Genomic DNA, 23,520 nt, shown 5'->3' with positions numbered 1-23,520 from the left:
GATGGCCTCCCTATACAGCGCCGCGCCTAAACACCTGGCCATGGGTTTTGGTTGTCACGATACCAACCCAGGATTGACCGTCGAATTGCGACGCAGAGACATTCGCGTCCAGTTTGCGCAGGACAACCACTGTCTTGTCGATCATGTCGACCACGGCGATTACTGAAGAAGACTCTTTCTCGCAGGATGAGCCGAGCACCTTCAATGTACGACCATCTACCGTCAATGCGTTGATGCCGCAAAGTGGCTTTTTTACGGAAAAGCTGCTTACTGTCTTACCTGTATGGTCGAGCATCAATACTGAAAGACGGGTTGCGGTCAGAGCAACGGTGTACGTAGTGTCTTCCTCGGCGAAAATCGTATGTGCCTGTTGCGTGTCGGGCGGAGAAGCGTAGCTGGACCAGACATATTTTCTGTTGGCGAGGTCGATCTTCGAGGCCGGAAATACCGTGCGACCTGGCAACGAGGCAGTATTCGGAAGAAATTGGCCCGCAACGAGCAGAGATTCACCGTTGAGTCTGGCGTTCGACGCGGTCCAGAACGCACCGCTGTCCAGTCTTATCGTTTTCGTCCGCACGAGATTGGTATCGAACTGTTCAACGAAAGTGCCGAATTGTCCGCCACGATTGAGCGTGGCGCTTGTGCCGCCGCCGACTGAGATCGCGTCGGGCTGGACGTCGAGCAGAAACGCCCATTCATCGAACCCTGCCTCAATCGGCTTCTGCCGCAGCAGATTTCCATTGTCGGAAATCTTGTTGATGACCACGCGTGTCTGATTGAGCGATTCCGAACTGTTCGTATTTTCCTGAGTGATGACGTAATACGCGTGGTCATCACTCAGACAGCGGGTCGCCGAACTACTCACTGATCCGCGGTCGTGTGGAACGAGCGTGCGCCAAATGACTTGACGACTATTGGCGTCTAACAGAAGGACGTAAGCCGATTCGCTCGGACCGGCATCATCGTAAACAAATCCGCTTACGCAGTAGCGACCGCTTCCAATCGAATCGATCGCGATTGCGGAGAAGCCGTCAGGCACACCCAGTGGCGTGTCTACCGGCGCCCTTGGCTCAGCCGCGCTCAATACGGCGAGGCTGGAGAGAAACAGCATGAGCGCTGCGAGTACGAGTCTGTGCATCAATTTCCTTACCTTGTATCACTGATTAATCGTCAAGCCGAATTCGTGTCTGTGACTGTATGTGCACGCCAGACTCCCGGGCCGCTATAGATCAGCCTTGATCGAAATTTCAATCTTATTTGTAGCGTTTCAGGAAAAACTGTCGCCGTCCGCAGCGGAGTCGTCGCCGTTCTGGTGATCCGCATAGTCGAAGACACCGGCGTCAGTCTTATCGGTTTCGTTGCTTACTATACGGACCGAATCCCGGTAACTCAGTGTCGTCCACTTGCCATGATTCAAATCGAAAACAGTCTTGATAGGCTGCGGAGACGCAGTGAATGCACGCAACGTATTGCCGCTGTCATCGATCATGCCGATGCCGAGAGTTTCACCCGTTTCATCAATGAACCGGTACTTCACAGGCTCAGAAATGCCTGCGGGATTGTTGAAAACCGTGTCGAGGAATATACGCTGGCTGTACGACAGTGGCTGCTGGCTCTCGAAGAACGCCTGTTTCTGCCGATGAGCGCCCGTAGGGCCTTGTTTTTCCCACGCAGTGCTTCTTTCGAGAATCTGGCCATGCGTGCAATTTTCAATCAGATTTCCATTGATACGGAGGTATGAGCCACCTGCGCCGATCCAGACTTCCTTCGCTGCGTTCAGGATGATTCTTCCGTCCGAGCTCGTGATTGTGATGTCTTTCAACGCGCTCAATGCCATCTCGTCGCTTTGCGCCTGGAGTTCGACCTTGCCCTTTGCCGCCACCAGCTTCATGCCGAGCCGGTAGGCGAAGATCGAAACCGCGCCTCGAACTGTCGCAAATAGCGATCGGCCTGATGAAATGCTTACGTCACGCCCCGTGGTGGCAGCGAGGTCCAGATTGCTGGCGATATGCGTGCTCTGAGCTGCTGTTATTCCGATGCCGGCGGCACTGGCAAGCACCATGTGTGGCTCAGCGAGCTGCGGAAATGGATTGCCGGTCCCAGTTGCATTGCCACGTATCGCGTTGTTCTGGTCCTGAATGGCCTTTGTGGCGTCGTTCTGACTCGCTTCGTTCTGCTGGGCCTTGTGCTGCAGCGCGAGTTGCGCCAGGTTCTTGTGAAGATATTGCGCCTCGGTGAGACGCTCTAGTGTCTCGCCCATGTCCTTGGCCGCTACTGTTGCGCCTTCACGCTTCTCGGTCGTAATCAGCATGCCGCGGCCAGCACGTGCAACGCCCCATGAGTCAGTGGCCAGTTCCCAGCCCACGCCGCGCGCTTCCTGCCTCCCTTTGTTACCCTCGATCCGCGTGTTGTAGCCCAGCACCAGTCGAGACTGTGCGTGGTCACTGGCAGCCTGAACCTGAAGCTGACCCGGAGTGTCGTCCGCTACGAAGTGGTTGGACTGTTTCCCTTCGAGGTCGCGGGTGCGTGTACCCGTCAACGCCTGGTTCTTCGGCAGTTCCCATGGTGGCTGATTAAACTGGTTCACCATTCGCGCCGACACGTACGGCTTGTCTGGGTCGCCCTCGTGGTAGTTGACGGTTACCTCCTGACCGATCCTCGGTAAGTAGAGCGCGCCGAATCCGTCACCTTGCCAGGGGGAGGAAACTCGTACCCAGCAACTGGAGTTCTGATCCTTGTTGCCCAACCGGTCCCAGACGAACTGGATTTTTATGCGCGCGTAGCCATCGACCCACATCGGCTGGTTCTCGGGCCCTACAACGACGGCCGTCTCTCCGCCGCAACGGGGCTTCTTTTTTAGACGATTCCTGAAGAATGTGTCTGCGGGTTGAAGCACGAAGTCCGTCACGCACTGGTATTGCGGTTTGTGAACGGAAGTCGATCTTATTTTCCCGGCGTTGCGGATGTCGAGCGTGGTCGCTATGACCAGATATTCGGCGTTAATCTTCTTCTGCGGATGATCCGTCAGCCACAACGTTTTGCCCGTTGTTAAGCCGCGCAGGTTGCCGCGTCCGCGTAGGCGTAGACTGCGGCAGCGTATCGCATCCATGCGAACACGTGCGAGGTATCCCGCCTCAGTTTCACAGTCATTAGGTTCGCCCGTCAACCCCATCGTACCTGCCTGCGGTTGCGAATAGTCCCCACTGGCGTAGTGCTCGGCATTTTCAAACGCAGTCTCGCTGTATTCTTTCTTGCTGGCAGTGAGTTGCGCACGCGACCGGGTGTAGTCGTAGTCGATCAGGCTTACGTTGCCGGCAGTTAATTTGCGCGACACGTTGATCTTGTGAATGTGTTCCTCTTCAATGCGCGTGCCGTCCGGCGCGTGATAGCGGATCGTGTCGTAGGCATTTCCGTGTTTGCGTTGGGAGCCGGGTGAATCGCACAGGATCAAGGTCAATTCGTCGAAGAAGTAATACAGGCCCCATTCGCGCCAGAGCATGGTCAGAAACTCGAAATCGCTCTGCCAGAACTGCCGCACAAAGTCACGGACTGGGTACCCGGACTTCAAACCGATTGATCCCAAACGCAGTTCGATCGGAAATGGGTACGCGGCCTTGAGCAATTGTTGCGTGATATCAATGACGCTGATGTTCTGGAATATGCGGCTTTCGCGGTTTCGCGTTGCCAGCCAAAGCCACGGCCGCACGATGAACCGGTAGTACGCGTGGCGATCATCCGCGCCCGCAGACTGCACTGCGGTCAGGAGACCTGAAATCCTGCGAATGCCGGCGCCCGTATTGGCCGTGCCGGTGTTGTCGAGCAAGCCGGGAAGGAAGGTACCGTTGCCACTGAACTCGATGGAGATGGTGACGACCTTGCCGATCAGGGTATCGGGTACGATCAGCTCTTGCGCCTCCCATACGCGTAGTGTCGGATCGTCCACTGTCGCCACGTCGAGCGCATACTCGTACAGTTTGCCCAGTGCTTCAGTGCCGGTTAGGCGCACCGGCACCAGTACCGGTGCACCGCCCCAAACAGGCAAGGCTTCGCCGGAAACCTGGAGAGTGCGAGTGTGAAGCGGATTGAACATGATAGGGATCCTCGGTGAGGCGACGGCTGCGCAGAACGATGCAGAAGATATACGTGCGCGAAGTATTAGAGCGCTCCGCATACCGCGCCATTCCGTTTAATTATTGAAAAAATCGCAGTGGTCGTCCATCGTCGAGAGGTAAAGATTTGTCAAATGTTAAGTTCGGATTACAAAGTAATTTAACGAGTGAGAGAAAATTCCCCTGTAACCATGCTTCCCTACGGCGCACGATCGATGCAGTAGACCAAAAATCTCTCCGCGGATGGAAGGAAGCCTATTCCTTATCCCACTCTGCCAACAGTTCTGCGGGAATGGCGTTCACAGTTTCAGAATAGCGTTTGCCAACAAGCGTCTCGGCGCGCTTGAGCAAGACGGGTATGGGGCTGCTCGGCTCATGGGTTTCGAACCACTGGCGTGCGGTCCGAACCAATTCAAGAGCAGCGTTTCGGTTGGCCAGGCCTTTGTCAACGCGACTCTCACACGACTGGTGTGCGATGCTCCCAGCGCAATCATCGGCGGGTTTCAACTCGGGTTCGACACGCGCGGTATCGACAGGCTCCGACGTGACAACGCTACGCTGGGTGCCATCGGGCGCGGGTGTGTACGTAAGATCAGATTCCGGAGCGGCTCTGTTAGAGGACGCCGTCACAGGAAAAAGCCTCAGCAACCGAATCAACATCGATAGATCCGGTGCATACTCGCCAAGCAGTTCCTGAGCCCACGCATCGATAGCGGCAACGCTCGCTAGCGCCGCGGCGATAGCGTCCATCACCGTGGGCTGCTGCACCCGCAGATCCTCCAGTTGCCGAGCCGCCGATTCAGGCGCGAGCGCGTCACTGGCACGCGGTTGCGCAAACGCACGTTCCACGTCGCGCACCTGGAGCCGCGTCGCGCTGGTTCGCGTCAGCGGGAACTCGCGCAGGTCGGCGAGCAAGCCCTCGGCGTCCGTCAGCGTCTGCAATGCGTTCATGCGGATTTCAAGCGCGGCGTCGCGATCGGCGTCCACCGCGAGTTGCGGGTGGATCGAGTCTGGAAACGCAGCCAGCCATGCCGCGAGCAAACCCAACCCCTCGGCCAGTCCTATGGGACCCGCCAGGCGTGTACGGCAGCGGCAAAACAGAACGGCCAGCCGCATATCCTTGCTGCGCATCATGAGTCGTCGACAATCTCGCTCGACCTCGCCCCAGTTCACCGGCTCCGGCATGCCGACGAAGTCGCCATACTGTGCCTCCGGTCTGGTGACCACGCTGGCGGATAACACCACGAATTCCGGATCGTATTCCAGATCGGGACCGCACGGCGCCTCCGTATCCACCGGCGTCATCCAATCGTATGGCGAGGGCTTGTTCGTCGACATTGTTTTGGGAACAGAGGATTGTCTGCTGTTCATGGCTGGAACCTCATGCTTGACCACGGGACCGCTATGCATCGCTTCGCGAAAATTGATGGACATACTGCTCGGGCTCGAAACGCATGCCAGTAATCGCCTCGCCGGTCGGCGAGCGTCCAAGCCAGCTGGACCAGCCGAGTTGCTGCGGCCCGCCGACAATCGCGGGCGGCGCGCTATGCGCCTTGATGCGCAACTCGAGCTCCCACGCGAACTCGTAGCCGACAAATGCCCGCACCCATTCGACGAGTTTCGGCAAATCCGCCCCCTGTGGAGTGAAGCGCAGATATTCGACCATGTCGAGCGGGCCAATCACGATGCGAAACCTGTGCTGCCGATCGAGCACCTGCTCGCCGAGCATCGCGCCTTGCGCCATCGTGGCGGGCGTACCTGGCTTGCCAAGGTGGCTGTGCTCGGCAGGGTCTACGTCGATCCAGTGAAACACGTATTCTTCGATTGCAACCGGCACGCCGAAATAGCGCTCGAGCGTCGCACGCAATCCGTCCGGGTTGCGTGCTTCGCGTACCAGATGAGCCGATGCCGACAGACGCGCGTGGGAGGGCAGCTGCTGCCCGCCGATCTCGGCCATGTCGAGACCCGCGAGACTCGCGATGTAGAACGAGAACCGTTCGTCGCCGGGGCGGTCCAGACCGGCTGCGGCTTGTGCCGATTCCCAGGCGCGATACAGCAGCGTCAGATAACGATGGTGAAAGACGTCGAGAAAATTGACGAGGGTGGCGTCGTGCCGGCTCTCCTCGCGATCGCGTGCGGTCTCGGTCACGTGAATCGGCAACGGTCCGTTCGGACCTAGCATGCCCAGGCCGAAGAGACGCACCTTCAGGCGGCCGTTTGCTGCGCCGACGCTAGCAATCTCGCGCGGCGCAAATGCGAGGCTCGGTTGCTGGCCGAGGCGAAACGGCTCTGCCTGCGGTCGGCGTGCCGTGCCCACCGGGTCGATGCGTGGATCGGCGCCAATGCGACGCATCAGCGCCAGAAAGCCATGACGCCAGGGCTCGGCCCGCAGATGTTCGACCCATTGTGGCGACAGGGCCGTGTCGCGGGCGACGGCAACCAGCGCGGCTCGCTGCATCACGCCGCACCTCGCGCGCCGTGGCGCACCGGCCAACGCGCAAGGCGGCCGCGCTGCATGGAATGGAGTTCAGTTTGCGTGAACGCGTTGATCGACACATGCCGAGCCAGATAACGTTCGAGTATTAGCCCGAACAGATAAGGACTGACACCCGAAAAGCCGGATTCATCCACCGTCAAGATGCATTCGATACCCCGCCCGAACACGAGCGGCCCGCTGCCTGGCAGCTTGCGTGTGACGGCTTTGGTCTTCACGCCCACCAGACTTTCGATTTGCCGCCGATGCGCGGCGTCCTCTCCGCTGAGGAAAAGACGCAGCAGATCGCGCAGACCCTGGCCGCCCGCGCGGTGATCGAGATTGTCCAGTGGCAGATAGTTGAAGTTCAGTTGACGGATCAGTCGCCAGGCCATTTCGCGCTCGGCATAGGGCGCTTTGGGCGCGCTCGGCGCACGGATCAGTCCGGCGCTTTCCAGCGGTGCCGATTCGGCTACTGTCAGATCGCGAATGCCGTCGCGCGGCACGAGGCTCGGCAGGTCGCGGTTGGTCACATACGCATCCACCGACAGGTAGCGGATATCTTCGGCATACGGCGCTTCATGCTGGTCGACTAGCGAGACGAACGTTTCCGTGCCGATGTACTGTGTGCGCGTGCCGTAACGACGCACGGAGTCAGAGGTGAGCCGGCGCTCGCGGCGCATCGAAAAGTATCGTCCGTGGTTGCCTTCGTCATTATTGAGTGTCTGGTACAGAGGACGAAACTCAAATTCGGTCGAAGTCGCGGCAGCCTGGCCGTATATGGTTTCGACAGAAAATACTTCGTAGTCCAACGGTGTCAATCGTGCCGGGATCAAGCGAAATTCGGTTTCGACGGCGGACAGTTCAATGCGGTCCGTGTGCTTCGGGAAAAGATTGATGACCGGTGTGCAGAACAGCGCGAAACGCGAGACGTCGACGAGATTCGCCAGACGGTCGGGCGGCTGTTCGAGCAATACCACGATTTCCGCCTCGTGCCCGCTGATGCGCCGCAAGCCCGCTTCGAGTCCTGTCAGTGTAAAGAAATAGAAGCGGCTCGGACACGCGAAGTACTCGTGCAGAAGATTGTGGCCGTGAAACTTCGACCACGTCAGCGGCAGCAGGCCTTGATCGGGATCGAGGCCTTCATGCACGAGCGCCTCTGACGTGACAGCGTGCAACGCTTCCTCGGGCGCACCGAACCGATCGGGCGCGCCGGTAATCGTCGCGACACCCGCTGTGTGCAGTAATTCGAAGAGCTGGGAGGCCACCTGTTCGTCGCCGGCCAGATAGACGGGGAGCCGGTCGAGGCCTTTGAGATCGGCAATTCGCATGTCGCCAGTTGTGCGCAGCCGCAGGCGCAACGCGCCGCGAATCTGCGCGTGGGGCGGTATATAACGATCGAGCGCCGGAATATCCGGCGGGATGCCGGTCAGACGTGCCGCGATGATCGTCAACGGATAAAGCGTGACATCCTGCCCGCTGCGAAACTGACAGGCTGTTTTTTCGCCCTCCGGTATGCGAGCGGTGAATGCCGTGCCACGCGGGACTCGAAACCCCTCGGCCAGATTGCCTTCCTTGCTGCTCGGATACAAACGGGCGACCGCCATCGACGGCGTGGGCGCGACGTAGTTCGGATACAGCACCTCGAGCAGCCGCCCGGTGAAGCGCGGAAATTCCGCGTCGAGTTTGATCTGCATGCGCGCGGACATGAAACAGAACGACTCGATCAGGCGTTCGACGTACGGGTCGGCTACGTCGCCGGCATGCATACCCAGACGCCGCGCGATCTTTGGATGCGCGTGTGCGAACTCGCCGGCCAGCTCGCGCATATAGATCAGTTCCTGGTTGTAGTAGTCGAGCAGCCGTGGGTCCATGCCGTGGTTTCCGTTTGATGTGCCGTGCGTCAGCTCACGCGCATGTCGGTCACGTTGACCTGGCTCGTCTCCAGATCGAGCGAGCTTTGTACGATGAACTGGAGTGGGTAGGGGTCCATCTGAATCATGCCGCGCACTTCGAAGGACAGGACGTTGTAGTGACTGTCCGCATCCATTGCGCTAAGGGGCACGACGCTCAGCGTTCGCGGGACGAGGCGTGGCTCGAATTCGCGGATGGCACGGCGAATGATCTGTTCGATTTCGGACCATTTGCGCGATGCCATGAACGCGCCGGCAAGCGGCGGCACGCCGAAATTGACTGTCGAGGCTGCCGCGTAAGGGTAACGCTCGCGGTCGATCTGATCTTCGATGCTGGTAGTGTTGAGCAGGAACGCCAAATCGCGTTGCAGTATGTCGCGCATTTGCGCGCGCGTGACGGTGTACTCGGCCGGCGCCTCGTTTTGACGTAGGGGTGCATCGTCGCGCAGGCGATCGAGCAAGGTCGGCAACAGGCGCATATTTGCACGACGCGGCGCCGTAATAGCCCCGGTATTCGCGCGCGCTTCGGACATTTCGCGCGTGCCGGGGATGGATGGACGAGGTGACGTGATGGCCTTCATTGCGCACCGCGGGTGCTCGTTCGAGGTATGGACAGCGGACTGTCGATACCGGGCGCGTGGTGTTCACGCAGCGCTAGCCCGGGTGGGATTGGAGGCGCGCGCCGGACTGCTGCTGACTGATATTCGGCAGGGGCGAACAGATGGAGAATTTCGGGGACGGGATCCGTGTCTGCCATGTCGGCCAGCGCACCTCTCTGGAGTGGCCCGAACTCATCTTCCAGGTGGCGCACTCCAGACAGCAAGGCCTCTATGGACAGATCGCCGGGCGTGACGGACAAGGCTTCGTCCCGTCCGCTGGATACCGGGTCCGTGAAGGGCTTTGCCTGCATTGCCCAGTCGCCGCCCAATGATATCTGTGGGTCGTCGAGCATGCGCCGGTACTGCTGATACAGCGCCTCGATGAGGTCGTGAGCGGCTTCCTCTCCCGCGCGGATCGATGTGCTCCCGACCGCTGCCGGCATACCGATCACGGCGAACACTGTGCTGTGCTCCTGTTGCTCCGATTCGTCATTCCTGAAAAATGCGGTCATGCCCATTTTCGTTTGCCTGCTATTCCGATTGCGCGAAATTGGATTTTAAACACGAATGGTTTGTTTTTGCCTATCGATAATGCGAATTGGGTAAAAATTTATATTAAGACGACAATCTCGTGTCTTTGGATTATTTGTTTTGTGGGAATGGGAGGATTCCAATTTATTCTTAATTTTATGAATCACTGGTTAAGCCCGATTGGGAACAATCCTAGTCGCCAAATTATTGGCGCATGGGTGTGTGCCTGTGCAGTGGTGTTCTTTTTAATTCAATTTCTCGTTATTCGGAAGAAGTGTCGATTTGACAAAAAATTACCAAAGCAACGAATTTATCAATTGACGATGCGCGGGCCGGACGGGTTTAATAAAAATGCAATCAAAGAAACCACGTTTATTCCGGAAGATCATGTCCATTGGAAATGGCATGACTGTGGCCACTGCATTAATCAACTCAAACCAAGAACCTGAGAGAGTCCCTATGTCCGCTTCCAGCAGCTCGCAGAAATTTATCGCGCGCAATCGCGCTCCCCGCGTGCAGATCGAATACGACGTCGAGGTATACGGCTCGGAGAAAAAGGTGGAGTTGCCGTTCGTGATGGGCGTGCTTGCGGATCTGTCTGGCAAACCGGCCGAGCCGCTCGCGCCAATGGCCGATCGCCGCTTCCTCGATATCGATGTCGATAACTTCGATGAACGGATGAAAGCAGTGCGCCCCCGCGTCGAACTCGCCGTGCCGAACACCCTCACGGGGAGTGGTCAGTTGATGGTGGATATGACCTTTGAAAGTATCGAGGACTTTTCGCCGGCCGCGGTCGCTCGCAAGGTGGATGCTCTGCGCCTGCTGCTGGAGGCGCGCACGCAACTCGCCAACCTGCAAACCTACATGGACGGCAAGTCGGGCGCCGAGTCGCTCGTCAACCAGTTATTGCAGGACCCGGCGCTGCTCAAGACGCTAGCGGTGCCAAAGCGCCTGGGGGGGCCTGCAGGTACCTCGGAAGGTCCGGAAGCCGCAATGTGACCGGCTCCATAGCTCAACCTCAGGATTATTGGATCGATCAATCATGGCAAAGCTGCAAACCCAGGTGAGCGCACCCATTGCGGTCACCCACTCCGATTTTACAAATCGCCTCGCGCAGGAGTTCAAGCCGAAAACCGAGCAGGCACGCGAGGCAGTCGAATTCGCGGTTCAGACACTGGCTGAACAGGCCTTGCAGCAGTCGAGCACAATCAGCGACGACGCTTACAAGAGCATCGAGGCGATCATCGCGCGGATCGACCACAAGCTCTCCGAGCAGATCAATCTGATCCTCCATCACGAGGCGTTCCAGAATCTGGAGTCGGCATGGCGGGGATTGCATCACCTTGTTTCGAACACCGAGACCGACGAGCGCCTCAAGATCCGTTTCATGGATGTCTCGAAGGAGGAGTTGCGCCGCTCGATGAAGCGTTACAAGGGGCTCGCGTGGGACCAGAGCCCGGTCTTCAAGCAGATCTATGAAGAGGAGTATGGCCAGCTCGGCGGCGAGCCATATGGCTGCCTCGTGGCGGACTACTACTTCGACCATACGCCGCCGGATGTCGATCTGCTCGGCTCGTTGGCGAAAGTGTCGGCGGCCGCGCATACGCCGTTTATTTCCGGCGCGTCGCCGTCGGTGCTGCAAATGGAGTCGTGGCAGGAACTGGCGAATCCGCGCGATCTGACGAAGATTTTCGCGCAGAACCTCGAATACGCACCGTGGAATTCGCTCCGTAATACCGACGACGCGCGCTACGTCGGCCTCGCCATGCCGCGTTTTCTCGCGCGTTTGCCGTACGGAGCCCGGACCAATCCGGTCGACGAATTCGATTTCGAGGAAGACACCCATGGCTCCGACCACCGTCGCTATGCGTGGGCCAATGCCGCCTATGCAATGGGCGTGAACATCAACCGCTCGTTCAAGCTGTACGGCTGGTGTTCGCTGATTCGCGGCGTGGAGTCGGGCGGTACGGTCGAGAACCTGCCGTGCCACACGTTCCCAACCGACGACGGTGGCGTGGACATGAAGTGCCCGACCGAGATTGCCATCTCCGACCGGCGCGAAGCGGAGTTGTCGAAGAATGGTTTCATCCCGCTGATTCATCGCAAGAACACCGATCACGCCACTTTCATCGGCGCGCAGTCGTTGCAAAAGCCGCTTGAGTATCACGATGCCGATGCCACCGCGAACGCGAACCTGTCGTCGCGTTTGCCGTATCTGTTCGCCTGCTCGCGTTTCGCGCACTACCTGAAGTGCATCGTGCGCGACAAGATCGGTGCCTTCAGGGAGCGCGAAGACATGCAGCGCTGGCTGAACGAATGGATCATGAACTACGTCGACGCGGATCCCGCCAATTCGTCGCAGGAGACGAAGGCGAGCCGGCCGCTTGCTGCCGCTGAAGTGCTGGTGGAAGACATTGAAGGCAATCCCGGCTATTACCAGGCGAAGTTTTTCCTGCGGCCGCATTTCCAGCTCGAAGGCCTGACGGTGTCGCTGCGCCTCGTTGCCAGGTTGCCGTCCGTCAAGGAAGCTGCCTGACACACCACGCTGGTGAATCTGCTATCCGCCGGAAACACGCGGGCGGGATTCCGCGCACATTCTTCAACCACACACAAGGAGTGAACTCATGGCACAGGACATTTTCCTGAAGATCGACGGCATCAATGGCGAGTCGCTGGACGACAGGCACAAGGATGAAATAGAAGTGCTCACATGGGATTGGGAAATCCTGCAGGACTCGACCATGCACGCGGGCAGCGGCGGTGGCGCCGGCAAGGCCACGGTGAAGGATCTGACGTTCGAACATTCGATCGACCGGGCGAGCCCGAACCTCATGAAGTACGCGCTGACCGGCAAGCATATCGATCAGGCCGTGCTGGTCATGCGCAAGGCAGGCGGCAATCCGCTTGAATACCTGAAGCTCACGATGAGCGACGTGATCGTCACCCGCGTGAGACCGTCGGGCACCAGAAACGACGCGGAACGCAGCCGCGAGGTCGTATCGCTGTCGTTCTCGAAGATCAAGCAGGAGTACGTCGTGCAGAACGCGCAGGGCGGTAGCGGCGGCGCTGTCACGGCCAGCTTCGACATCAAGGGCAACAAGGAAGCCTGATCGTTGCCGTTATGCGCGGCCCGGTGGTTTGTTCCCGCCGGGCCTGTTCCGGCCTTACTCATGATGTGTCATCACCATGCGCCTGATTCATACCGTCATTGTTCCCGTTGTCGCGCTTGCGCTTGCCGCGTGCTCGGGCGGCGGCGCCAAGGTGTCCAGGGAGCCGATCCGACTAGACCTGGCGATGGTTGCGTCCGCTGGTGTCAATCCCGATGACCAGAAACGCGCCGCGCCGATTGTCGTGCGCGTCTATGAACTGAAGACTGATGCCGCGTTCAGTTCCGCCGATTACTTTTCACTGCAGGACAAGGACAAGACGGTACTGACCGACGACCTCGTCGCGCGCGATCAATTCCAGCTACGTCCGGGCGAGCGTGCGTCGATCCGAAGAATGATCGATCCGGCCACAACCACGCTCGGAATACTCGCGGCCTATCGTGATCTGCCGAACTCGGTGTGGCGCGTGGCGTATCGGCTGCCCGTAGCGCCCGAAGCGGCATGGTACTGGCGCACACCGAAACTGAAGCTGACCGTCTATCTCGACGCGAATGCAATCAGAGTCACCGAAAGCAAATAGATGACACAAGGCGGGGAGACTGCATGAGTTGGCATAACAAGGTCGTCTGGAGCGAGGGGTTGTTTTTGCGCCCGCAGCTGTTTCAGCAACAGGAGCGCTACCTGGAGCACTACGCGCATAAGCGTGCGGCGTCGCTCTCGCCGTTCTTCTTCGGCCTCAGTCACTACAGTATCGACGCCGAGGCTTTGGCGCTCGGCAAGGTGATCGTCAAATCGGCGAGCGGGATTTTTGCGGACGGCACGCCCTTCGACGCACCGGGTAGCACGCCGCCGCCCGCGCCGCTCACGGTCCGCGCGGAACATCTCGAGCAGGCGATTTGCCTGGCCGTGCCGATTCGTGTCCCGAATGGCGAGGAGACGACCTTCGAGAACGCCGTCGATTCGCTCGCGCGGTATGCCGTTTTCGACACTGAGTTGCGCGATACGAACTCGGTCGCGCAGGGGCCTAAGACGGTGCAGTTGTCGAATCTGCGCCTACGCCTTGTCCCCGAGAAAGAAATGACCGACGCGTGGATCGGCCTGCCGCTCACCCGCGTAAAGACGATTCGCGCGGACGGCAGCATCGAGTTGGACGACACGCTGGTTCCACCGGTGACGGGTTTCGGGACGAGCGAGCTGCTTTCCAGTTGGCTTGCAAAGATTCACGAACTGACTCGCCTGCGTGCGGATGCGCTCGCAGAACGCCTGACAGGCGGCGACGGTAAAGCGGGCACGGTCGCTGAAGTCTCCGACTACCTGCTGCTGCAAACGTTGAATCGGTATGAGCCTTTGCTGCAACACTTGCGTCGCGTGCCGAGCACGTCACCGGCTGAATTGTATGCGCTGCTGATAAGCATGGCGGGTGAACTGTCGACCTACCTGCGCACCGATACGCGCAGGCCGCTCGATTCGCATCCCGCCTATCAGCATCTGACACCGCATCGGTGTCTGAAGCCGGTGGTGGACGACACGCATCGACTGCTCAATGCCGTGCTTGTGCGGAGCGCGCAAAGCATTGTGCTTGCTGAACAGGGCTACGGCATGCGCAACGCAGTGGTCGATCCGGTCGATCTGCGCGGCTTCAGCGCAGTCGTGCTCGCCGTGCATGCGCAGATGCCTTCGGACGTGCTGCAACAGCAATTCACTGCGCAGGCGAAAGTGGGTCCTGTCGAACGCTTGCCGGATCTCGTACGCGGCCACTTGCCAGGCCTCGTGCTACAGGCGTTGCCGGTGCCGCCTCGGCAGATCCCCTTCAATGCTGGCTACGTCTATTACGAGCTCGCGCGCGGCGGCCCATTGTGGGACGAGATCGCGCGTCACGGCGGAATCGCATTGCACGTTGCGGGTGATTTTCCTTCGTTGAAGCTCGAGTTGTGGGGCGTGCGTGGATAGCCGCGAGCCGCGGCAACTGGTGTGACTCGCTGCAAACAGGAGTGCGTGATGAAAGACGAACAAGGCAGAGCGATGGTGCGGCTTGGCGACTGGACCGATCACGGCGGCATGGTGATCGAGGCGGCACGGGACCTCAGTCACATGGGAATTGCCGTGGCGTTAAACGGTCACCTGGCCGCCTGTCCGAAGTGCGGCGGGAAGTTTCCGATTCTCGCGACCGGTCGAATGACCCATCGCGGCGTCGCGGCGGCATACGACGGCGACAAGACCGGTTGCGGGGCGGTCTTGATCGCCTCGGCCTGAGCTTGCCGTCGCGGCTACTTCGTCAACTTCTATCGTCTACTTATGTTCATTTCAGATCAAGCGCGCACGCTGGCCGTTTCGGGCGCGGCGTTGCCCACCTACGGTGACGTATCGGTCCTCACGCCAACGCGGCTCTCTGGCACGGAGGCGCTCGGCGAGCTGTTCGAATACGCGCTCGAGCTAAAGACGCCGGATGCGTTGTCGTTTTCTCCAGGCATCGCGGCAAATATCAAACTCGACAAGTTGATCGGCACAGAAGTGACCGTGTCGATCGAGATCGAGGGCAACGGTCAATTCGTGTCCGGCATGACGGGCGACGTCGGCGGTGCAAACATCGGAGCGGGAACACGCGAGATCACCGGAGTCGTAACCAGTGCAAAGATCGTGCGCGAGGAGGGCCGTTCGATTGTCTATGCGATGACGCTGCGGCCATGGTTGTGGCTCGCCACAAAGAATCAGGACTGCCGGCTCTTCCAGGACATGACTGTCGTGGAGATCACAGACGCCGTGTTGGCAGCGTATGCGTTCCCGGTCGATAAGCGCCTGACCGCACCCCGTCCTCACGAGACCTATCCGAAGCGTGACATCCAGAGCCAGCATTGGGAAAGCGATTTCAGATTCCTGTGTCGACTATGGCAGGAGTGGGGTCTTTACTTCTGGTTCGAGCATAGCGATGGCAAGCATCGGCTTGTACTGTGCGACTCGATGGGCGCTCACCAGCCGCATGGCAGTGCGTATCGCACTATTCGCTTTGAGGCGCCTACCGGGCGCCGCATCGACGCGGAGCATATTCATGCGCTGACGGTGGAGAATTCGGTTAGCACCGGTACCGTATCGACAGTCGACTACGACTACACATGGCCCCGCGCGGACCTCGGCGCGAAGCGCGAAGATCCTCGCAACACCGCGTTTGCGCATCAGGAGCACTACGCGTGGGGCGACTATGCACAGCCACAGTCGGGCGCCGGCGGTCTGACGGGCGAGCACAACCAGCCGTTGAGCGAAGCGGACTTTCTCGCGCTGGTACGCGTGCAGGCGAAACGCAGCCTCGGTCTGCGCGCGACCGGTCAGGGCAACCTGCGCGGACTGGTCGCAGGCCAAACCTTCACGCTGACGCACTACCCGCAGCGGGCTGCCAATCGCGAATACCTCGTCGTGTCGTCTAGACTCGATATCGAGGATGTCGGCGAGGAGGCGGCTGCGGGGCAGCGTTATCGCTGTCAGACTGACTTCGAATTGCAGCCGACCAGCGAGACCTTCCGCCTTCCACGCACGATAGAGAAGCCGCGTACCCACGGTCCCGAGAACGCCGTGGTAACGGGACCGGAGGATCAGGAGATCTGGACCGATGCCTATGGCCGGATCAAGGTGCAGTTCATGTGGGACCGGCAAGGTCGTCAAGACGAACGCTCGAGTTGCTGGGTGCGTGTGTCTTCTCCGTGGCAAGGGAATCACTTTGGGGCGGTTCATCTTCCGCGCGTCGGGCAGGAGGTACTGGTCGATCACTTGAGGGGCGATCCCGATCTGCCGGTCGTGACCGGGCGGGTGGTCAACGCGTTCCAGCAGCCGGCGTGGAAGTTGCCGGACAACCAGGCGTTATCCGGATTTCGCAGTCGCGAGCTGGGTCACGCTGGTGCAGGCGGCCGGGCCAATCATCTGGTAATGGACGACACCCAAGGCAGGATTCAGACGCAGTTGTCGAGTGATCACGCGTTGTCGCAAATGAACCTCGGCAGCATCACGCGCATTCCGGGCAATGAGGGGCGGCAGGATCCGCGCGGCGAAGGTTTCGAATTGCGAACCGACGCACACGGCGTGCTGCGGGCAGCGCAAGGCATGCTCCTGACGACCGAAGCGCGCGCAAACGCCCAGGCACACGTGAAGGATCTTGGCGAGACGGTGCAGCGGCTCACGCATGCGCGTGACCTGCAAGAGAGCCTAAGCGCGCTCGCGCAACAGCATGCAGCGCAAGACGAGGGTGCGGATCAGAGCGATGTCGCGAAAGCGGTCAGGACGCAGAACGACGCGATACGAGGCGGTGCGAAAACTGACAAGAACGCGTTCCCTGAATTCACGACACCGCATTTGACCTTGGCGAGCCCTGTCGGGATTCAGTCGACCACCGCGGGTAGTACACATCTGGCGAGCGATGAACACCTAGCACTCACCACGGGAGGTCACGTTGGCATTGCCACCGGCAAATCGCTTTTCGCTTCTGTGGCGAGAAGCTTCAGGGTGTTTGCGCACAAGCTCGGGATACGGCTCGTCGCCGCGTCGGGCTCGGTACGGATCGAAGCGCAGGACGACAACGTCGAGATGATTGCAAAGCGTGTTGTCGAGATCATCAGTTCGAGCGATTGGATCAACTTGAAGGCGAAACAGGGGATTCGTATCAATGGGGGCGGCAGCGAGTTGGTGATTAGCGCGGATGGGATTGTCGGCTTTACCAACGGGAAGTTTTTGATTCACTCGGCGAGTGCGCAGCTGATGGGACCGCGAGGGAGGCCGCTTGAGCTTCCGGCTTTCGGGGCCGGAGAGCTGGATGCAAAGTTTCCGTTTTCGCTGTGAGTGCGGGGAATTGGACGATGATTATTAGCCCACCGTTTTTGCCGAGCCTTACGGGACACGAAATGGATTCAGCCGAGGCTGGAGACACGGTCGTGCCGGACCACGACGTGTGTGCGGCTGGGATGCAGGAGTGCGCGCCTGGCAATGGTGCATATCCGATTAGTTTCAACCTGGGTTGGCATGGAGGAGTGCATCTCATTGCACCGCGAGATGCGCAAGCGATCATCGAGCCCGTCCGCGCAATTGCGGATGGCACCGTTGTCTATGTTCGCCAGAACTCGCCGCAGACAACCGCACTCAACTATCGCAATGTCAGGACTGACGACGGCTGCGTTGTTGTCAGGCACGAAACTGAGATTGGCGAGGCTACTAGTGCGACTGACACTAGTACCGCAACCGTTGTCTTCTTTTCGATCTACATGCACCTTCACAAGGTGTTCGACGCGATCGTTGCCGGTAGAAAATTGTATCGCAAGGACAAGATCGGCAATGCGGGAGAGATATACGGTCAGCAAGGGCAGATACATTTCGAAATCGTGTGCGACAAGGCAAACCTGAGAAAGCTCGTTGGGCGTGAGACAGGGCTGTTGTCTGGCTCGGAGGGCCGCAGGGAGGCTGTTTATGGAGATATCTGGTTTGTCGTGCCGAAAGGCAATCCGGCTGAGCCCGGCCGGATGGTCGGCAAACTTTTTATGAATGAACCTCATCCCTATCGACGCGATGATAGCGATTCGTCTCCAGTCAGTTCCATACGAACGCAGACCGCACAGTTCACTGAACGTGACTATGTCATCCGGATGAGGTACGAGAGAGGCGATTGTACGCTGACCACTTTTCAGCGCCGGAGTGACGGGCTCTATGAGGAATTCGGGTCGCACCAGGCCGCGGCTGGATACGAATACAACCTGTACAAGGAGGCAGTGCGGCTTAGCGGGAAGTATGCCGATCTGAACTTGAATGCAGCATTAGTCCCATCCGCGAGCGCAATTTATGAAGTGCTGCGGCTAGGGCGCGCGTTGGGCCCCGATCGGCTCCCTGAGAATTCGAAGTTTGGGCACTGGCGACAGATTGCCGTGCCAGAGGGGGGGCGGTGGATCAATCTCAATCTTCCTGAAATCAGTGTTTTCAGCGACGCGGATTTTCCGCACTGGGCCGGCTGGAATCTCATCGACGACGATAGTTCTATCGATAGCCTTTGCGATTCGCCGACCGTCAAGAAGTGGCTGGACTTCAATCAGGACAATAACGTCACGCATGCCGAAGCGATCGCGGCACTCAATGTGCCGGCCATTCGTGAGCGGATGGCAAAGGCGATCTGCAAGTTTCCGAGTGAATGGGCAAAGGCGGGTATCGAGGCGCGCTGGGGTTGGCTCAGGCGTCCGCATGAGGCGTTGCCTGTGCCGCTTTCAGATGCGGATTTCAGCAAACTGAAAGAGCATATAGAGGCACTGGCGTTTTGGGAGCAAGCCAGGGCGGTCGACTCGTCGCTGCCGGCGTGGGATGAATGCTGGCACTGGCCGCCGAAGGCTTTTGTTGAACATCTTAGGAAGTGTGGGTGGCTGAGTGAGAACGAGTTCAGGCAGCTCGTTCCTAGGTACGCGATGCGCAAGCATAACGGGCATGTGCTTTGGGAGCCGGTGAGGGATCCCTATTCATTATCACAAGGACTCGGTCCTGAAAATCAGCGTCCCTTCGTCAATCTCACGTTGCGAAAATTTGGCATCAGCACACCGCTTCGTATGGCGAGCTTCTTTGGGAACGCAATTCAGGAAACACAGTGGCTCGGAAAATTAGCAGAAAACAATCCGAGAGCGAGATATGCACCATGGGATGGGCGTGGCTTCTTGCAATTGACGTGGGCAAGCAACTACATAAAGTATTGGGACTTCCGAGGGCGAGCCTCCAAGATTTCAACCTCCATACGCTCGGCTCTACAAAGCGCAGAGCAGCAAGCGATGGTCTTAGGGACCAATACAGTGTGGCAGGTGACGGAATCGCAATTGCCTGTCGAGATACGGAATTGGCCCATAGACGTCGCAGAATCCGAGAAGAGCGACGCGTGTGAGAGTGCTGGCTTCTATTGGTCGAGTCTCCGAATGGCAAGTCATGCAGATCAACCCCACGTATTGACCAAAGTTGCTCTGGCCACAAGTGGCGGACAGAAGTGCTATTACCGCAGCCCCAGTTTCTGGAAGGCTTCAGCGTCAGTGAATCTGCCTTCCTGCATCAATGTTCTGTACTCCACTCGCCTCAACGGCTTTGAGGCTCGCTGTGTGGCTTATGCGGTTGCACTTTCCGTATTGACGGAATGCCGGTTTCCCGTGATCGGAGATCAGGCAGTGGAAGTGCCCGAAGGTCAAATTCTAAGGAGGAGTTGATGTTGTTGCACAGATTCTGGATGAGTGACCGTTCCGGTATGAAGGATCTCGTCTGTACGGGCATAGCCGCACTGCTCGCATTGGTCCTCTCCGCGTCGGCGTTTGGGAACGATCGCCAGCGAGGGGTTAAGAAAATAATCGTGAGCACTAAGGGCAACAACTGCCCAATCCGGCTAACCGATCCGTATGGAGGTGATCTTACCGCAACTCGCTATGTTGTACGTGATCCTCTTTATCGAGAATCCGGTCTCGGAGAGATGTTCATACAGTTCGTTTGCTTACGTTCCGATGACGCCGAAACCGTTCGGAGAATCGTTTTCGCCAAATACGACAAACAGCTGGAGCGCTGGGAGCCTGACTTTTCTGCACTCTCTTCGCGCGATCTCGCGTTGGTTAAACCTGTTACCAGACGGTTCGCCTTGCGGGCGACTAACAGTTCTGGCGTGGGCGTAACGCAAGACGCCATCAATGGAGATCCCGAAACACGCGACCGTTCTCTTGGATTTTGCCTTCGGCACCCACCGGTCGTGCTGTGCGGTAGCGTGGCTGCGGTTGCGCGTCCGTATTACAGCAAGGTCGGATTGATGCCGTACGTGTTGACTTTGCTTCGGTCAATTGAATTTGTTGGTGAGGGGAACAGTGAGACGCTTCCGGATCGCTCACCACCTACACAACGCGATTGATGCCAGTGAATAGAAAATAGCGTGACGGTAGCCGCGTATCCGGGCAATGGAGTGCACACATTGATTCAAACCATGGCAGCCTGTATCAAAGGAAGAAGAAAGAAAAATGATTATCAGCCCACCGTTCTTGCCATCCGTCGCAGGACACGAAATGGATTCAGCCGATGCCGGAGACACAGTCGCGCCTGCTCACGACGTATGCGCAGCAGGGATGCAGGAGTGTGCGCCTGGAAATGGTGCCTATCCCGTTAGCTTCAATCTGGGGTGGCATGGGGGCGTGCATCTGATTGCGCCACGTGATGCGCAGGGGAACGCCGAGCGAGTGCGTGCGATCGCTGACGGCACAGTCGTCTATGTACGCAAAACGGACCTCACCGAGAAGGCAGCCTTGTCTTATCGCGGCGTGCGCACGGACGACGGGTGTGTGGTCATCAGGCACACGACTGAAATAGGCGAAGGCAATAGCGCGAAGGTCACGTTCTTTTCGATCTACATGCACCTGCAAACGGTCACTGCGCCGGCGGTTGGCAAGCATGTCTATCGTAAGGACGTGCTCGGCGTTGCTGGCTTGATCTATGGACAGCGTGGCCAGATTCACTTCGAGATCGTGTGCGACGAGGCGAACCTGATGAGGCTCGTGGGGCGCGCGACTGGACTTTTGACTGCTCCTGCCGGCCGCACGGACGCGATCTATGGCGACGTGTGGTTCAAGGTGCCGCGAGGTGCGCTGATATTCACGCGCGAGCCGCATCCGAACCGCGAAGACGATCAGGGGCCGGCACCTTGTCCTTACTCAGGTATTCAACCTCAGCCGGGGACGTCGACTACGGTCGAATACGTAATCCGTATGCGCTATGCGCGGGGCAACTGCGCATCGACCACATTCCAGCAGCAGGACGATGGAAGCTACGTCGACGTCGGATCCTCTCCTGTTAGTGAGGGCTATGAGTATGGCCTGTACAAGGAAGCCACGCGTCTGTATGGGAAGTACCTGGAACTCAATCAGGCGGCTGGCTGCGCATATGCATCGGCGCCGTCGCCAAGCGTCATTTACGAGATTTTGCGTTTTGGACGTGTTGTCGGTCCCGACGCTATGCCAGTCAATGCGAAGTTTGGGCATTGGCGCAAGATAAAAACACCTGAGGTCACCGGCTGGGTGAACTTGCGTGCGCCTGATGTCGGCCTTTATAGCGATGCGGACTTTCCGCATTGGGCGGGGTGGAGTCTGATCGATGACAACGCAACGTCAGATAGCCGGTGCGACTCGCCCTCTATCAAGCGTTGGCTCGATCTGGATGACGACGGAGATGTTTCGCATGCAGAGGCGGTAAGCGCATTGCACTCACAGATGGCTCAGCGGCGGCTATCGAAGGCGATCTGTCGTTTTCCAGCCGAGTGGTCGAGAGACGAACAGGCGATTAGTCACCATTGGGGTTGGCTGATGAGCCGCAATGACGCGCTGTCGACGCCGCTTTCGGAGTCGGATTTCGGGCTACTACAGGAGCATATTCAAGCGCTCGCGTTCTGGGAGGATGTTCACGAGGATGAGTTTCCTAAGGCGCATGCGTGTTGGCATTTTCCGCCGAAGGCGTATGTGGAGCACTTTAGCAAGTGCGGATGGTTGAGCGGGGAAGAAATGGCTCAGTGCTTTCCTCGTCGGCTTATGCATTTGCAGGGAGCGCAGTTCCATCGCGCAAGCACTTCTTGGGAAACGGCTTTGGTTCGGGCCAGGGCGTGGGTCGCGGCATTTAATATTGGAGCGAGGCGTTATGGGCTATCCGGGCATCGAATCAGGTTATTGCATCTGTTTTCCCATGTTATCCCCGAGACGGGTAATTTGAAATATGTGAAAGAAATTGGCGGGGAGCGTATGGCTTATAGCCCGTACTACGGGCGGGGTCTGATTCAACTGACGCACATTAGCAATTACAAGTCATACGGACTGTTTAGAGGATTTCGTGAGCAAAATCCGCCCGCTGAATTTCAGGAGCTGGGGTGGAATCCCGACATTCTTATCGCAAAGAATAATAATGGAAACCACGACGCTTACAATTGCGTAGATAGTGCGTGTTTTTATGTGGTAAGTCGGGGTGGAATGCTTGGGCATATGGATGCCGGCATCGATATCCACAGCGCAGTTACCGTAAGCAAGGATGTAAACGGATACGTGGCGATTGAAAATCTCAATGGACTCGAAGTTCGTCTTCAATCCGTGGCCTATTTGAAGGTCATTCTCTTGGACGATTCGGACGACACAGATTCGGTTGCGATCATATTCGAATGGCGTAGGAATAGTCAGAAGGAGGCGGTTCTTGACGCGCAAGGCCATGCTGTCATGGTCGGGCAGCCCCCTCATCCGAAGAAGAAATTTTACAGAGCGCAACACACGATTCAAGCGGCACTCGAACGGCAGCGACCCTTTTAGGATTTTCTATGAAAAATTTGCTGATATGCGCGCTCTTGCTTATATCTCTACCAGTGCATTGCGAAGTAACGGTAGATGATTTTTGCTTCAATTCGGGGGGTGCAAAACCTGTTCGCCTCGAAATGAGAAAGTACTACGACAATGTCTTGAAGTGGTCCGGTGCTTATGTCAGGTACGAAAAATCGGGAGCGCCAATTTCCTTGGTGTACGCGGGAGGTCAGGCGGAAATGGTCGAGAGTGGCCGGCCATATCAGTTGACGGAAAAATGGATTGAGGTATCCGGAAATAAAATTTCAGGTGAATATGAAATATTCAGTCAAGGCGCGAATGTTTATTCAATGGAATATAAAAATTATGCCAGTCGAAAGAAATTCTATTTTATTCAGGACCCAGATGTCACTCCTTCCCCGCAGGCTGGCTGCGATTGGTAGGTCGGGTCGATCGAAGTGCGCGATTTGTTTAATAGTGGGCGACGGGGTGG

Annotated in this window: 19 protein-coding genes; 12 read left to right on the top strand and 7 right to left on the bottom strand. The window is 58.1% G+C overall.

The features are described 5' to 3' along the window. Nucleotides 1-10 precede the first annotated feature (10 nt). The 7 genes from PQR27_RS31140 to PQR27_RS31110 all read right to left on the bottom strand — a co-directional run bounded on the left by PQR27_RS31140 (nt 11) and on the right by PQR27_RS31110 (nt 9,606). Nucleotides 11-1,111, bottom strand: a complete 1,101-nt coding sequence (locus tag PQR27_RS31140; RefSeq protein WP_408527409.1) for a hypothetical protein — start codon at nt 1,109-1,111, stop codon at nt 11-13. A gap of 156 nt (nt 1,112-1,267) precedes the next feature. After that, a complete protein-coding gene (gene tssI / locus PQR27_RS31135; protein ID WP_408527408.1) occupies nt 1,268-4,090 on the bottom strand; it encodes a type VI secretion system Vgr family protein in 2,823 nt (940 codons plus the stop codon). A gap of 274 nt (nt 4,091-4,364) precedes the next feature. Next, complete coding sequence (tssA, locus tag PQR27_RS31130; protein WP_408528362.1) at nt 4,365-5,414, bottom strand: type VI secretion system protein TssA; 1,050 nt, start codon at nt 5,412-5,414, stop codon at nt 4,365-4,367. 97 nt (nt 5,415-5,511) lie between these two features. Continuing rightward, the gene (tssG, locus tag PQR27_RS31125; RefSeq protein WP_408527407.1) at nt 5,512-6,567 is read right to left on the bottom strand and encodes a type VI secretion system baseplate subunit TssG; all 1,056 of its coding nucleotides are present in this window, start codon (nt 6,565-6,567) and stop codon (nt 5,512-5,514) included. Next, nucleotides 6,567-8,456, bottom strand: a complete 1,890-nt coding sequence (gene tssF / locus PQR27_RS31120; protein ID WP_408527406.1) for a type VI secretion system baseplate subunit TssF — start codon at nt 8,454-8,456, stop codon at nt 6,567-6,569. The genes tssG and tssF overlap by 1 nt, the downstream gene beginning before the upstream one ends. Before the next feature lie 29 nt (nt 8,457-8,485). Then, entirely contained in the window at nt 8,486-9,028 is a 543-nt protein-coding gene (gene tssE / locus PQR27_RS31115) for a type VI secretion system baseplate subunit TssE (RefSeq protein WP_408528361.1), read from the bottom strand. Nucleotides 9,029-9,072: 44 nt separating this feature from the next. Further along, the gene (locus PQR27_RS31110; protein WP_408527405.1) at nt 9,073-9,606 is read right to left on the bottom strand and encodes a TagK domain-containing protein; all 534 of its coding nucleotides are present in this window, start codon (nt 9,604-9,606) and stop codon (nt 9,073-9,075) included. Between the two features lie 12 nt (nt 9,607-9,618). Here PQR27_RS31110 and PQR27_RS31105 point away from each other — a divergent pair, with 12 nt between their 5' ends. The 12 genes from PQR27_RS31105 (at nt 9,619) to PQR27_RS31050 (ending at nt 23,470) form a co-directional block, all read left to right on the top strand. Then, nucleotides 9,619-10,074: a hypothetical protein gene (locus PQR27_RS31105; RefSeq protein WP_408527404.1), complete on the top strand. Its 456-nt coding sequence runs from the start codon at nt 9,619-9,621 to the stop codon at nt 10,072-10,074. 10 nt (nt 10,075-10,084) lie between these two features. Next, the gene (gene tssB / locus PQR27_RS31100; RefSeq protein ID WP_408527403.1) at nt 10,085-10,624 is read left to right on the top strand and encodes a type VI secretion system contractile sheath small subunit; all 540 of its coding nucleotides are present in this window, start codon (nt 10,085-10,087) and stop codon (nt 10,622-10,624) included. A 43-nt stretch (nt 10,625-10,667) separates the two neighbouring features. Next, a complete protein-coding gene (tssC, locus tag PQR27_RS31095; protein ID WP_408527402.1) occupies nt 10,668-12,161 on the top strand; it encodes a type VI secretion system contractile sheath large subunit in 1,494 nt (497 codons plus the stop codon). A gap of 88 nt (nt 12,162-12,249) precedes the next feature. Further along, nucleotides 12,250-12,735, top strand: coding sequence for an Hcp family type VI secretion system effector (gene tssD / locus PQR27_RS31090; protein WP_408527401.1), 486 nt, complete (start codon nt 12,250-12,252; stop codon nt 12,733-12,735). A 76-nt stretch (nt 12,736-12,811) separates the two neighbouring features. Then, on the top strand, nt 12,812-13,312 hold the full coding sequence (gene tssJ, locus PQR27_RS31085) for a type VI secretion system lipoprotein TssJ (protein WP_408527400.1): 501 nt from the start codon (nt 12,812-12,814) through the stop codon (nt 13,310-13,312). Nucleotides 13,313-13,335: 23 nt separating this feature from the next. Beyond that, nucleotides 13,336-14,682: a type VI secretion system baseplate subunit TssK gene (gene tssK / locus PQR27_RS31080; protein WP_408527399.1), complete on the top strand. Its 1,347-nt coding sequence runs from the start codon at nt 13,336-13,338 to the stop codon at nt 14,680-14,682. 48 nt (nt 14,683-14,730) lie between these two features. Next, nucleotides 14,731-14,985, top strand: coding sequence for a PAAR domain-containing protein (locus tag PQR27_RS31075; protein ID WP_408527398.1), 255 nt, complete (start codon nt 14,731-14,733; stop codon nt 14,983-14,985). Between the two features lie 42 nt (nt 14,986-15,027). Further along, complete coding sequence (gene tssI / locus PQR27_RS31070) at nt 15,028-17,553, top strand: type VI secretion system Vgr family protein (RefSeq protein WP_408527396.1); 2,526 nt, start codon at nt 15,028-15,030, stop codon at nt 17,551-17,553. A gap of 62 nt (nt 17,554-17,615) precedes the next feature. Continuing rightward, complete coding sequence (locus PQR27_RS31065) at nt 17,616-19,931, top strand: hydroxyethylthiazole kinase (RefSeq protein WP_408527395.1); 2,316 nt, start codon at nt 17,616-17,618, stop codon at nt 19,929-19,931. Next, the gene (locus tag PQR27_RS31060; RefSeq protein ID WP_408527394.1) at nt 19,931-20,614 is read left to right on the top strand and encodes a hypothetical protein; all 684 of its coding nucleotides are present in this window, start codon (nt 19,931-19,933) and stop codon (nt 20,612-20,614) included. Before PQR27_RS31065 ends, PQR27_RS31060 begins: the two co-directional genes overlap by 1 nt. A 151-nt stretch (nt 20,615-20,765) precedes the next feature. After that, nucleotides 20,766-23,039, top strand: coding sequence for a hydroxyethylthiazole kinase (locus PQR27_RS31055; protein ID WP_408527393.1), 2,274 nt, complete (start codon nt 20,766-20,768; stop codon nt 23,037-23,039). Between the two features lie 8 nt (nt 23,040-23,047). Continuing rightward, entirely contained in the window at nt 23,048-23,470 is a 423-nt protein-coding gene (locus tag PQR27_RS31050) for a hypothetical protein (protein WP_408527392.1), read from the top strand. The last annotated feature ends 50 nt before the right edge of the window (nt 23,471-23,520 follow it).

Origin of the sequence: Paraburkholderia fungorum (assembly GCF_046027215.1) — a bacterium.
GTDB lineage: Bacteria > Pseudomonadota > Gammaproteobacteria > Burkholderiales > Burkholderiaceae > Paraburkholderia > Paraburkholderia fungorum_D.
The sequence above is the reverse complement of the archived record's forward strand: the minus strand, read 5'-3'. Positions and strand labels throughout refer to the sequence as shown.

What these genes read in the sequence shown, in the direction of transcription:
- PQR27_RS31050 (WP_408527392.1), top strand. Translation starts at nt 23,048, where the DNA reads ATGAAAAATTTGCTGATATGCGCGCTCTTGCTTATATCTCTACCAGTG.
- tssE (WP_408528361.1), bottom strand. Translation starts at nt 9,028, where the DNA reads ATGTCCGAAGCGCGCGCGAATACCGGGGCTATTACGGCGCCGCGTCGT.
- PQR27_RS31110 (WP_408527405.1), bottom strand. Translation starts at nt 9,606, where the DNA reads ATGACCGCATTTTTCAGGAATGACGAATCGGAGCAACAGGAGCACAGC.
- tssB (WP_408527403.1), top strand. Translation starts at nt 10,085, where the DNA reads ATGTCCGCTTCCAGCAGCTCGCAGAAATTTATCGCGCGCAATCGCGCT.
- PQR27_RS31055 (WP_408527393.1), top strand. Translation starts at nt 20,766, where the DNA reads ATGGATTCAGCCGATGCCGGAGACACAGTCGCGCCTGCTCACGACGTA.
- tssI (WP_408527408.1), bottom strand. Translation starts at nt 4,090, where the DNA reads ATGTTCAATCCGCTTCACACTCGCACTCTCCAGGTTTCCGGCGAAGCC.
- PQR27_RS31075 (WP_408527398.1), top strand. Translation starts at nt 14,731, where the DNA reads ATGAAAGACGAACAAGGCAGAGCGATGGTGCGGCTTGGCGACTGGACC.
- PQR27_RS31065 (WP_408527395.1), top strand. Translation starts at nt 17,616, where the DNA reads ATGGATTCAGCCGAGGCTGGAGACACGGTCGTGCCGGACCACGACGTG.
- tssC (WP_408527402.1), top strand. Translation starts at nt 10,668, where the DNA reads ATGGCAAAGCTGCAAACCCAGGTGAGCGCACCCATTGCGGTCACCCAC.
- tssJ (WP_408527400.1), top strand. Translation starts at nt 12,812, where the DNA reads ATGCGCCTGATTCATACCGTCATTGTTCCCGTTGTCGCGCTTGCGCTT.
- tssK (WP_408527399.1), top strand. Translation starts at nt 13,336, where the DNA reads ATGAGTTGGCATAACAAGGTCGTCTGGAGCGAGGGGTTGTTTTTGCGC.
- tssG (WP_408527407.1), bottom strand. Translation starts at nt 6,567, where the DNA reads ATGCAGCGAGCCGCGCTGGTTGCCGTCGCCCGCGACACGGCCCTGTCG.
- tssF (WP_408527406.1), bottom strand. Translation starts at nt 8,456, where the DNA reads ATGGACCCACGGCTGCTCGACTACTACAACCAGGAACTGATCTATATG.
- tssD (WP_408527401.1), top strand. Translation starts at nt 12,250, where the DNA reads ATGGCACAGGACATTTTCCTGAAGATCGACGGCATCAATGGCGAGTCG.
- tssI (WP_408527396.1), top strand. Translation starts at nt 15,028, where the DNA reads ATGTTCATTTCAGATCAAGCGCGCACGCTGGCCGTTTCGGGCGCGGCG.
- tssA (WP_408528362.1), bottom strand. Translation starts at nt 5,414, where the DNA reads ATGACGCCGGTGGATACGGAGGCGCCGTGCGGTCCCGATCTGGAATAC.
- PQR27_RS31140 (WP_408527409.1), bottom strand. Translation starts at nt 1,111, where the DNA reads ATGCTGTTTCTCTCCAGCCTCGCCGTATTGAGCGCGGCTGAGCCAAGG.
- PQR27_RS31060 (WP_408527394.1), top strand. Translation starts at nt 19,931, where the DNA reads ATGTTGTTGCACAGATTCTGGATGAGTGACCGTTCCGGTATGAAGGAT.